Annotated in this window: 10 protein-coding genes; 6 read left to right on the forward strand and 4 right to left on the reverse strand. The window is 70.4% G+C overall.

The window, feature by feature from the left end; translation table 11 throughout:
• Positions 1 to 240 precede the first annotated feature (240 nt).
• Together AB1K54_RS15485 and AB1K54_RS15490 are read right to left on the reverse strand one after the other, a co-directional pair.
• The gene (locus AB1K54_RS15485) at positions 241 to 966 is read right to left on the reverse strand and encodes a hypothetical protein (protein WP_371203653.1); all 726 of its coding nucleotides are present in this window, start codon (positions 964 to 966) and stop codon (positions 241 to 243) included.
• Between the two features lie 8 nt (positions 967 to 974).
• Complete coding sequence (locus tag AB1K54_RS15490) at positions 975 to 1,280, reverse strand: PadR family transcriptional regulator (protein WP_371203654.1); 306 nt, start codon at positions 1,278 to 1,280, stop codon at positions 975 to 977.
• A gap of 338 nt (positions 1,281 to 1,618) precedes the next feature.
• Between AB1K54_RS15490 and AB1K54_RS15495 the strand changes: the two genes are divergently transcribed.
• The 3 genes from AB1K54_RS15495 to AB1K54_RS15505 all read left to right on the forward strand — a co-directional run bounded on the left by AB1K54_RS15495 (position 1,619) and on the right by AB1K54_RS15505 (position 5,668).
• Positions 1,619 to 2,206 carry an HhH-GPD-type base excision DNA repair protein gene (locus tag AB1K54_RS15495; protein WP_371203655.1) on the forward strand — a complete coding sequence of 196 codons (588 nt, stop codon included), beginning with the start codon at positions 1,619 to 1,621 and terminating at the stop codon, positions 2,204 to 2,206.
• 79 nt (positions 2,207 to 2,285) lie between these two features.
• Positions 2,286 to 2,702: a DUF1801 domain-containing protein gene (locus tag AB1K54_RS15500; RefSeq protein ID WP_371203656.1), complete on the forward strand. Its 417-nt coding sequence runs from the start codon at positions 2,286 to 2,288 to the stop codon at positions 2,700 to 2,702.
• 65 nt (positions 2,703 to 2,767) lie between these two features.
• A complete protein-coding gene (locus AB1K54_RS15505) occupies positions 2,768 to 5,668 on the forward strand; it encodes an AAA family ATPase (protein WP_371203657.1) in 2,901 nt (966 codons plus the stop codon).
• Between the two features lie 176 nt (positions 5,669 to 5,844).
• On the opposite strand, the gene AB1K54_RS15510 is transcribed toward AB1K54_RS15505, so the two are convergent.
• Positions 5,845 to 6,669: an ABC transporter permease gene (locus tag AB1K54_RS15510; RefSeq protein ID WP_371203658.1), complete on the reverse strand. Its 825-nt coding sequence runs from the start codon at positions 6,667 to 6,669 to the stop codon at positions 5,845 to 5,847.
• Positions 6,666 to 7,679, reverse strand: coding sequence for an ATP-binding cassette domain-containing protein (locus tag AB1K54_RS15515; protein ID WP_371203659.1), 1,014 nt, complete (start codon positions 7,677 to 7,679; stop codon positions 6,666 to 6,668). The genes AB1K54_RS15510 and AB1K54_RS15515 overlap by 4 nt, the downstream gene beginning before the upstream one ends.
• Positions 7,680 to 7,826: 147 nt before the next feature.
• Between AB1K54_RS15515 and AB1K54_RS15520 the strand changes: the two genes are divergently transcribed.
• The 3 genes from AB1K54_RS15520 to AB1K54_RS15530 are packed head-to-tail and all read left to right on the forward strand — an operon-like array spanning position 7,827 to position 8,898.
• Complete coding sequence (locus AB1K54_RS15520; RefSeq protein ID WP_371203660.1) at positions 7,827 to 8,186, forward strand: hypothetical protein; 360 nt, start codon at positions 7,827 to 7,829, stop codon at positions 8,184 to 8,186.
• Positions 8,187 to 8,226: 40 nt separating this feature from the next.
• A complete protein-coding gene (locus AB1K54_RS15525) occupies positions 8,227 to 8,541 on the forward strand; it encodes a hypothetical protein (RefSeq protein ID WP_371203661.1) in 315 nt (104 codons plus the stop codon).
• A gap of 18 nt (positions 8,542 to 8,559) precedes the next feature.
• The gene (locus tag AB1K54_RS15530) at positions 8,560 to 8,898 is read left to right on the forward strand and encodes a hypothetical protein (RefSeq protein WP_371203662.1); all 339 of its coding nucleotides are present in this window, start codon (positions 8,560 to 8,562) and stop codon (positions 8,896 to 8,898) included.
• The last annotated feature ends 361 nt before the right edge of the window (positions 8,899 to 9,259 follow it).

Below are 9,259 nucleotides of genomic sequence, written 5' to 3' on the forward strand. Positions count from 1 at the left end.
GCTCTTTCGGGACAACGGATGCCTCGGCGCGAGGGCGGCGCTCAAGTAGCAGACGGGGAATCGGGGGCGGCGTCATCCGTTCCCCGCGTCTCGGACGTGACACGCCCGTCGTGCAGTTCGATCACGCGGTCGGCGCGGCGCACCAGCAGGTGCGTTGGCCGTGTCGTGCTCAGGCACCCGAGATGGGCACCTTGTCCCGATGAGGCTCGATCAGGGTGGGATCTTCGGTTCCGGCGATGATCAGGGGCGCAGGAGGGCGAATCCCCACGTCATGGCGAAGATGACGATGGCCAGGAGGGGAAAGAGCCAGTTGACGAAGATGAGGAATGCCCGCCTCCCCTGTCGCGGCTTCGTCTGCTGCCGTGCTCGTGACGGGTCGATGATCTCGTCCCCGTCGTCACCTCTGATGGTCGCGATGGTTCCGACAACAGACAGGATGACGAGCACGGTCATCGTGCCGATCAGCAGCGGCAACGCGGAGAAAGCCAACCAAGCGTCATCCGCAGTGGACGGCGCGAAGAGCGCGGCTACGGCGCTGACCAATCCCGCCACCAGAATCAGCGCGGAGGGGATCCAGCGCTGTGGGAAGACTGCGCGCGGGTAGAACGGGAAGGAGAACATCACTGTCAGAAGCACCGGGATCGCCAGCAGAGCCGCTTGGGGGACCGAGAGCAGCACGAGATCGCCCGCGAACCAGGCGGTACTCGCCACTGCGAACACCAGGAATGCGAACAGACCAAGAACCGGCAGGAACACGACCTGCAAAGCTCGCTGTCGAGGATTCACGACGGGAAGATCAAGTGAGGCCGCGTACTCCCGTGCGGACCCAAAGGCCTCCTCAGCACTTTGCCCAGAATCAGCCAGCAGTTCCCGAACGCTGGCGACCGCATCCCCGATCGCTGAACCAGGCACGCGGCGCAGGCGGAGTTCGACGACGAACAGATCGATCCAGGTCTTGTCGGTCATGATCGTGTTCATTGCTCGTCGGTCCTTACTGCTCGCACGCTCGCGAGGTAGTCGTTGCTGATCGTGGTGAAGCGCGCCCATTCCTCTCGCATTCGCTCCAACTCGCGGTGACCGGACTCGGTGAGGGAGAAGAACTTGCGCCCCGGCCCTGCTTCTCCCGGTCGCCATTCAACGGCGACGAGCCCAGCCGATTCGTAGCGGGTCAGAAGCGGATACAGCGTGCCACCCTTCACGGCGCCCATTCCGCTGGCTTCGAGTTCAGTGATGATGGCGTACCCGTAGGACGGCCCGTGCTCCAATGCGCGAAGAGTCACCGCTCCGAGTATTGCTCGCATCCAATCACTGGGCCACTCTCGAGTCGGGCCCGATGAATCGTGCTTCACCTGCATAACTAGATTATCTGCCTAACTAGTATGCATGTCAAGCGCGCTTTCCCGGACCTCCGGTGCGAACCTGGTCGAATGGCCCTCCACATCACGGGGGCCCCTGGTCAATCGCCAGTCGCGTCGACGTCTCCCTGACGGCTCATCTCTGCGGCATCCGAAACGAACGCATCGCGCACCTGCGCGGCATCGCCCGCCTGCAGTTCTCGACAGGTCATCACGCCCACCAGCGCATGTCTGGCGGAGGTCGCCGCTGGCAGACTGGGCACATGGCCCTGCACATCACCGGAGACGACGCCGCCGACCGCCTGCTCACCGACGACCCGCTCGCGCTGCTGATCGGGATGCTGCTCGACCAGCAGGTCGCGATGGAGACGGCGTTCGCGGGCCCCCTCAAGATCCGCGAGCGCGCCGGATCGCTGGATGCCGCGACCCTCGACGCCTACGACCCCGAGGCCTTCGCCGGACTGTTCTCGCAGACCCCCGCCGTGCACCGCTTCCCCGGTTCGATGGCCGCGCGCGTGCAGGCGCTGTGCGGCGCGCTCATCCGCGACTGGGGCGGCGACGCCGCCGCGATCTGGACCCTGGGCGAGCCGTCGGGCGCAGAGGTGCTGAAGCGGCTGAAGGCGCTCCCCGGCTTCGGCGAGCAGAAGGCGAAGATCTTCCTCGCGCTCCTCGGCAAGCAGTGCGGCTTCACCGGCGAAGGATGGCGCGAGGCATCCGCCCCCTACGGCGAGCAGGGCTCGCACCGCAGCGTCGCCGACATCGTCTCGCCGGAGTCGCTCACCCTCGTGCGCGAGCACAAGCGCGCCGCGAAGGTTGCCGCGGGTCGGGGCAATGCTCCGAAGGAGCGTTGATGCGACACGGGGCAAGGTCGAGTGGCGCCGAAGGCGCTGTATCGAGACTCAGCAGAAGCTCAGGCTGCGGAGGCGTCTGATGAGACGGACCGGGCAGGACGTCGACGAGTTCATCGCGCAGGTCGTGCCCGCCGTGCGACGAAGGGATGCCGCGACCCTCGTCGACCTCATGCGGCGCGTCACCGGCGAAGAGCCCGAGATGTGGCATCCGGGCATCGTGGGCTTCGGCCTGCACCACTACGACTCGGCGTCGGGCGGCGGACAGACCGGCGCCGCGGGGTTCGCGCCCCGGCGTCCGTCGACGGTCGTGTACCTCGCCGAGGGGATCGACTCGCACGCGGACGCCCTGTCACGGCTCGGACCGCACACAACCGGACGGGTGTGCCTCTACCTCAAGAACCTCGACGACATCGACCTCGCGGTGCTCGAAGACATCGTGCGCGCCTCGTACGAGACCGTCACCGCGGCCGAGCACGGCCAACTCGAGGGCCGGTAGCGTCGGACGATCCGCAACCCGCCGCATCGCTCGCACGGCATCGCGGCACGCCTAGGGTTGAGGGCGTGCGACTGAGGTTCTTCGGGGGGCTCGCGATCGACGCGGGCGACCGGCCCGCGCCGGTGCGCGGACGCGGGCAAGAGGCCCTGCTGCTGCGGCTCGCGATCGACGCCGGGACCACGGTCGGCTATCGCGCCCTCGCCGAGGACGTGTGGCCGGACGATCCGCCCGAAGACCCGCGCGCGGCGCTGCAGTCGCTCGCCTCGCGCCTGCGGCGGGCGCTCCCCGCGGGCACGATCGAGGCCGCGCCCGGCGGGTATCGGCTCGCGCTCACGCGCGAAGACGTCGACCTGACGCGGTTCCAGGACCTCGTCGCCGCAGCCCGCGCAGGCGCCGACCCCATCTCGGCGGCCGCGCTCGCCCGCGATGCGCTCGCGCTGTGGACGGGCGACCCGTGGACGGCGGGCGACGGGTTCGACTGGCTCACGCGCGACCTCCTCGAGGACCGCGCCCACGCCGAGCGGCTCGCGCGCGGCGGCTCGGCCGCGCCGGGGGCCGGGGCGGCGATCTCCGCGGCGCCGCCGGTCTCCGAGGCCTCGGCCACGCACGCCTCTGCCGTGCCCGCCGCGCTGACCCCGCTCGTCGGGCGACGTCGCGAGCTCGACCTGATCGCGCTCCAGCTCGGCGAGGCGCGCCTGGTGACCCTCGTCGGGCCGGGCGGCGCCGGCAAGACGACGCTCGCCCTCGAGACCGCCCGCCACCACGCCGATGCGATCGTGGTCGAGCTCGCCCCGGCGACAGATGGCGAGGTGTGGGCCGCGGTCGCGGGCGCGGTGGGGCGCAGCATCCGTGTCGACTCGACCGCCCCCGTGCAGGCCGCCACCCCGCGCGATCGCGCGATCGAGGCCCTCGCCGGACGTGAGCTGCTGCTCGTGCTCGACAACTGCGAGCACGTCGCGCTCGAAGCCGCGCGCGTGACGCTCGAGCTCTTGCGCGCCGTGCCGGGCGCGCGCATCCTGGCGACCAGCCGCGAGCCGCTCGGCGTGCCGGGCGAGGCGTTCGTCGACCTGGGTCCGCTGCCGCAGACCGATGCGGTCGAGCTGTTCTCGCGGCGCGTGCGCGCGGCGCGCGGGTCAGGTCCCGACTATGCCGACGAGACGCTCGTCGCGAGCATCGTGCGGCGTCTGGACGGCCTGCCCCTGGCGCTCGAGCTGGCCGCGGCCAAGACGCGCACCCTCACGCTCGCCGAGGTCGCCGCGGGCCTGGACGACCGGTTCGCGCTGCTGGACGCAGGACCCCGCGCGGTCGAGCCGCGGCACCGCACCCTCCGCGCCCTCATCGACTGGAGCTGGGAGACCCTGAGCGGCCCCGAGCGCGACGCGCTGCGCGCAATGGCAGTCTTCCCCGACGGGCTCGACGCGGCGGACGCGCAGATCGCGGGCCGATGGTTCGGGCTGGATGCCGCGGCCTTCGACGCGCTCGTCGATCGGTCGCTCGTGCGACGCGACCACGGGCGCTTCCGCGTGCTCGAGACGGTGCGCGAGTACGGCGTCGACCGGCTGCGTGCCGAGGGCGACGAGGCGCGGTTCCGCGCGGCTCAGGCGCGCACGATGGCCGAGCTCGCCCTCGCTCGCGACGCGACCCTGCGCGGGCCCCGCGTGCGCGAGGGTCTCGCGTGGTTCGACACCAACGAGGAGAACCTGTCGGCGGCGCTGCGCGCGTCGGGCGAGCAGGCCGACCTGCGCCAGACCGGCACAGACCTCGTGCGGGCGAGCGTGTGGGGCTGGATGATGCGCGAGCGCTTCGAAGACATCGTCACCGGCGTCACGCGATTCGATCCGGGCGACGGGCTGGACTCGGAAGCCGCCGTGGTCGTTGCAAGCGTGGGGATGCTGTTCAGCGGGTTCGGCGCCGCCGACTCTGCCGCGGCGCAGGCCCGCGCCCTCGCGGCGTTCGACGAGCGGAAAGAGACCCTGCTCGCCGCTGCGACGGCGCATCCGTCCGAGCTCACCTCGGCGCTCGGCCCGCTGCTGCGCGCGATCGACGGCGCCCTGCGCGACCGGGCGGACGGCGGGATGTGGACGCGCGAGTTCACGCTCGGCGACGCCCCCGCAGGAGCCCCCGCGTGGACGCACGCCTTCGTCGCCCTGCTGCGATCGGCGATCGCGCAGAACAACGGCGACAACGACGTGCTCGGGGTCGAGAGCGAGCGGGCCCTGAGCATGTTCCACGACCTCGGCGACGTGTGGGGCATCGCGTTCGCGAGCCAGATGCGCTCGGAGTGGCTCATGCTCGAGGGGCGGCTCGAGGACGCGCTCGCGGTGTCGCAGGCCTCGACCGAGCAGCTCGCGGGGCTCACATCGGTCGTCGACCGCCTGCAGCAGCGGTCGCAGAGCGTGTCACTGCTCGCGCGACTCGGCCGCATCGACGAAGCGCGCGCCGAGATCGCCGACATCGACCGGCTCGCGCGCGCCGACGGGTCGCAGCGCGCGATCAGCCAGTCCGAGCTGAACGCGGGACTGTTCGAGATCGCGGTGGGCGACGGCGAGGCGGCGCTGCGGCATCTCGACCGCGTGGTCGTGAGCTTCGATCCCGGATACCCCGAGCAGCTGATCGCGATGGCGAACTCGAAGCGCGCCCAGGCGATGCTCCTGCTGGATCGGCCGGGCGAGGCCCGCGAGCTGCTGCGGGCGGCGATCCCCGCCGCGGTGCATTCGGGCGATCAGCCGGTCCTGGCCGACGTCGCGCTGAGCATCGCCGGATGGCTCGCGGCGACCGGCCGCCCCCTGCTCGCCGCCGGGGCGCTGCGGCGGGCGGCGGCGCTGCGCGGCCGCGCCGACGAGACCGACCCGTATCTGCGCCGCGTGCGCGCACAGATCGATGCCGAGTCCACCACGACGGATGCCGCGACGGATGCCGCGACCCCGACTCTCGACGAGCTCGCGGCGCTCCTCGACGAGGTCTGACCCGTCGCGAAAGGTCGTGGTGTCGAGGTCCGCACCGCGAGCGCTGCAGTTCGATGCGAACGCTGCGCATATTCGCGCAGCGTTCGCCGCAAAGTGGCGCGCTCGCGCACGCCGCGCGAGACGGCCGGTCGTCCGCGAGGGCGACCGGCCGAGGCATCCACTCGACGGGCGCCGGGCTATGCCTTGCGCATGTAGGCGCGCACGGTGAGCGGCGCGAAGATCGCGACGATCACCGCGGCGCCGAGGAGCGACACCCAGGCGTCGACGCCGAACACGCCGTTGTTCGCAAGGTCGCGCACCGCTGTGACGAGGTGCGAGATCGGGTTGACGTTCGCGAACCACGCGAGCCACGACGGCAGCGTGTCGACCGGCACGTACGCGTTCGAGAGGAACGTCAGCGGGAACAGCACGAGCATCGAGATGCCCTGCACGCTCGCGGCGGTGCGGGCGATGACGCCGAAGAACGCGAAGATCCAGCTGATCGCCCACGAGCACGCGATCACGAGCAGCGCCGCGATCACGACCGCGCCGAGGCCGCCGGCGGGGTGGTAGCCCATGATGAAGCCGACGACGAACGTGATGGTCGTGGCGATCGCGTAGCGCAGGGTGTCGGCGAGGAGCGCCCCCGACAGCGGCGCGATGCGCGCGATCGGCAGCGACCGGAAGCGGTCGAACACGCCCTTGTCCATGTCTTCGCGCAGCTGCGTGCCGGTGACGACCGAGGTCGTGATGACGGTCTGCACGAGGATGCCGGGGATCAGCGCCGGCAGGTAGCTCTGCACGTCTCCGGCGATGGCGCCGCCGAACAGGTACGCGAACATGAGCGTGAAGATGATCGGCTGCACCGTGACGTCGATGAGCTGCTCGGGCGTGCGGCGGATCTTCACGAGGCCGCGGTAGGCCATCGTGAACGTGTTCTGCAGCGTCTGCGAGATCGACGTGTGGTTCTTCAGGCGACGCTCGGTCGCCGGGATGATCGGGGTGGCGGCGATGGCGGTCATGCGGGCACCTCTTCTTTCTGAGAGTCGGATGCCGCGTCGGGCGCCTGGTCGGCGGCATCGTGGCCGGTGATGGTGAGGAAGACCTCGTCGAGCGTCGGCTTCTGCACGCTCATCTCGGTGAGGTGGATGCCCGCCTCGCGGAACGTGATGAGCAGGTCGGCGACGCGGTCGGCGTCGGCCATGGGGGCGGTGATGCGGGATGCCTCGGGCGAGAGCGTTCCGCGCACGCCGAGCACCTGCTCGATCGCGCGCAGCGCGTCGGCCGTGTCGGCGGCATCCGCGATCCGCAGCTGCAGGCTGGAGGTGCCCACCGACGACTTGAGCTCGTCGGCCGTGCCCTCGGCGACGACGCGGCCGCGGTCGATCACCGCGATGCGGTCGGCCAGCTGGTCGGCCTCGTCGAGGTACTGGGTCGTGAGGAGCACGGTCGAGCCCGTGGCGACGAGCTCGCGGATCGTGTCCCACATCTGGCCGCGGGTGCGGGGGTCCAGGCCCGTGGTCGGCTCGTCGAGGAAGATGAGCGGGGGCTGTGCGATGAGGGATGCCGCGAGGTCGAGGCGCCGGCGCATGCCACCCGAGAACTTCTTGAGCGGCCGCTTTGCGGCATCCGTCAGCGCGAAACGCTCGAGCAGGTCGGCCGCCTTGAGCTTCGCGTCGGTGCGCGACAGGCCGAGCAGCCGCGAGAAGATGATGAGGTTCTCGGTCGCCGAGAGCGTCTCGTCGACCGACGCGAACTGGCCGGTGACGCCGATGAGCTGGCGGACGACCTGCGGCTCTCGGACGACGTCGTGGCCGAAGATCTCGGCGCGGCCGCCGTCGGGGCGCAGCAGGGTTGCGAGCATGTTGATGGTGGTGGTCTTGCCGGCGCCGTTCGGGCCGAGCACGCCGTAGACGGTCCCGGCTTCGACGGTGAGGTCGACGCCGTCGACCGCGCGGTTGTCGCCGAAGACCTTGACGAGGCCCTCGGCGCGCACCGCGGGGACGAGGGATGTGCGAGTGGTTGAGGTCATGCGTCCAGCGTGCGCCGCGGGCGCTGTCGCGCCGCTGTCACGGGGCGGGCGGCGCTGTCAGGGCGCTGTCGCGCGCGCTGTTCGCACTGTGCGCCGAGTGGACGTACCTTCAGAAGCAGGGCCGAACGAGGGTGAGGATGGATGCCGATGGTTGAACCGCGATTCCCGGGATCGATGTCGCGTCTCGCGGAGGTCCTCATCGACGCGCTCAGAGCGCGACTCGGAAACGCGGTCGGGGGCTTCGTCGTGTCGGAGTCGCGGGATCAGCCGACCCCGTGGCTGACGCTCGAGTTCCAGGTCTTCGACTACCTGCCGATCGTGTACTTCTACGATCGCGGTCGCGGCGGGTTCAGCGTCGACTACGGGTCGCGGCGAATCGGGATGAAAGTGCCTCAGCCGGTCGTGGGGCTCAGGAGCGTGGAGGATGTCGCGACCCTCGTCGATGCGTTCGCCGAGGTCGCTCGCCTGTGGGTGCCCGACAAGTTCCTCGAGGCGCACGGCTGGTAGCCCCTGTCGGCCGCAGGAGCTGGATGTGGAAGGGTGCTGTATGTCTATCGCCGATGAGACGGTGCTCGCCCTGTGGGGCGGGGCGATCGCCGCGTATGTCGGACGAGGTGTCCGCAAGATTCCGACCGCCGACGAGACGGCGCTGTTCGCGTTCACGCCCGATCACTTCGACCAGTTGCTCCCGCTCGTGAAGGAGGCGCTGAGCGCCGCGGACGCGGTCACGCTCGACGGAGTCGCCCGAGAGCACGCCCAGGCGACGGTCATGGCGCGGCTGCGTGAGGCGTTGCCCGGCCTCGATGAGACGGGGGTCGACGCCCTCGCCTGGCGATGGGGCTACATCACCTATGGTGGCTGACATCAAGGAGGTTCGGCCATGGATTACCCAGAACTCTGCGCCACGCTGAAGCGTGAGCTCGGAGCGGCCTCGGTCTTCGACAAGCGCTTTCCGGTGCTCGGCGCCGGCGATGCGGAGTCGGCGTCACTCGTCATCTGGGCGCACGACGGCGTGTTCGCGGTCGGCGGCGTCGACCGCGGCGAGTTCACGACGGTCCATGAGTTCGCGACGGAGTCCGCCGCGTGCGAGTACGTGCTGGACGCGCTCCGCCGCAACGCGACGATCCCGCCCGAGACCGACGCCGAGCGACGCGCGAGCCGCGCCGTCACGGGCCACTACACGGCCACGCTCCTCGAACAGTTCGGCGCACCCGAGTGATCCGGGGCTGATCGAGTACTACGAGCTCTCCGCCGACGAGTATGAGTGCTTCCTCACGGACGACGACGCGGCCACCGCGTTCGCGGACGAGTGCCGCGCACGCAGGAACGACGGGCGACTCATCAGGAAGCCCGGGTGGAACCGCGGCATCCCGATGTGACACCCGGACGAACCGGCCGCCGCCGTCACGGCGCTTCCTGTGGAGATCCTCACCCTGAGTGTCAGTGGCGTGGGTTACCCTGATCAGGCTTTTGCTTGTTCGGGTGGGTCCGCGGTCACGATCGCGGGCCGGGGAGGGTGCGGAACGATCATGAAGTTCGCGATGGGAGCCGACACGCTGTCGGTGCTGTCCAAGGCCACA

This window comes from Microbacterium sp. BWT-B31 (genome assembly GCF_041379855.1).
Taxonomy (GTDB): domain Bacteria; phylum Actinomycetota; class Actinomycetes; order Actinomycetales; family Microbacteriaceae; genus Microbacterium.

Bases quoted from the DNA above. Each gene is read 5' to 3' on its own strand.
- AB1K54_RS15485 (WP_371203653.1), bottom strand. From the start codon at position 966: ATGACCGACAAGACCTGGATCGATCTGTTCGTCGTCGAACTCCGCCTG.
- AB1K54_RS15495 (WP_371203655.1), top strand. From the start codon at position 1,619: ATGGCCCTGCACATCACCGGAGACGACGCCGCCGACCGCCTGCTCACC.
- AB1K54_RS15500 (WP_371203656.1), top strand. From the start codon at position 2,286: ATGAGACGGACCGGGCAGGACGTCGACGAGTTCATCGCGCAGGTCGTG.
- AB1K54_RS15510 (WP_371203658.1), bottom strand. From the start codon at position 6,669: ATGACCGCCATCGCCGCCACCCCGATCATCCCGGCGACCGAGCGTCGC.
- AB1K54_RS15515 (WP_371203659.1), bottom strand. From the start codon at position 7,679: ATGACCTCAACCACTCGCACATCCCTCGTCCCCGCGGTGCGCGCCGAG.
- AB1K54_RS15520 (WP_371203660.1), top strand. From the start codon at position 7,827: ATGGTTGAACCGCGATTCCCGGGATCGATGTCGCGTCTCGCGGAGGTC.
- AB1K54_RS15525 (WP_371203661.1), top strand. From the start codon at position 8,227: ATGTCTATCGCCGATGAGACGGTGCTCGCCCTGTGGGGCGGGGCGATC.
- AB1K54_RS15530 (WP_371203662.1), top strand. From the start codon at position 8,560: ATGGATTACCCAGAACTCTGCGCCACGCTGAAGCGTGAGCTCGGAGCG.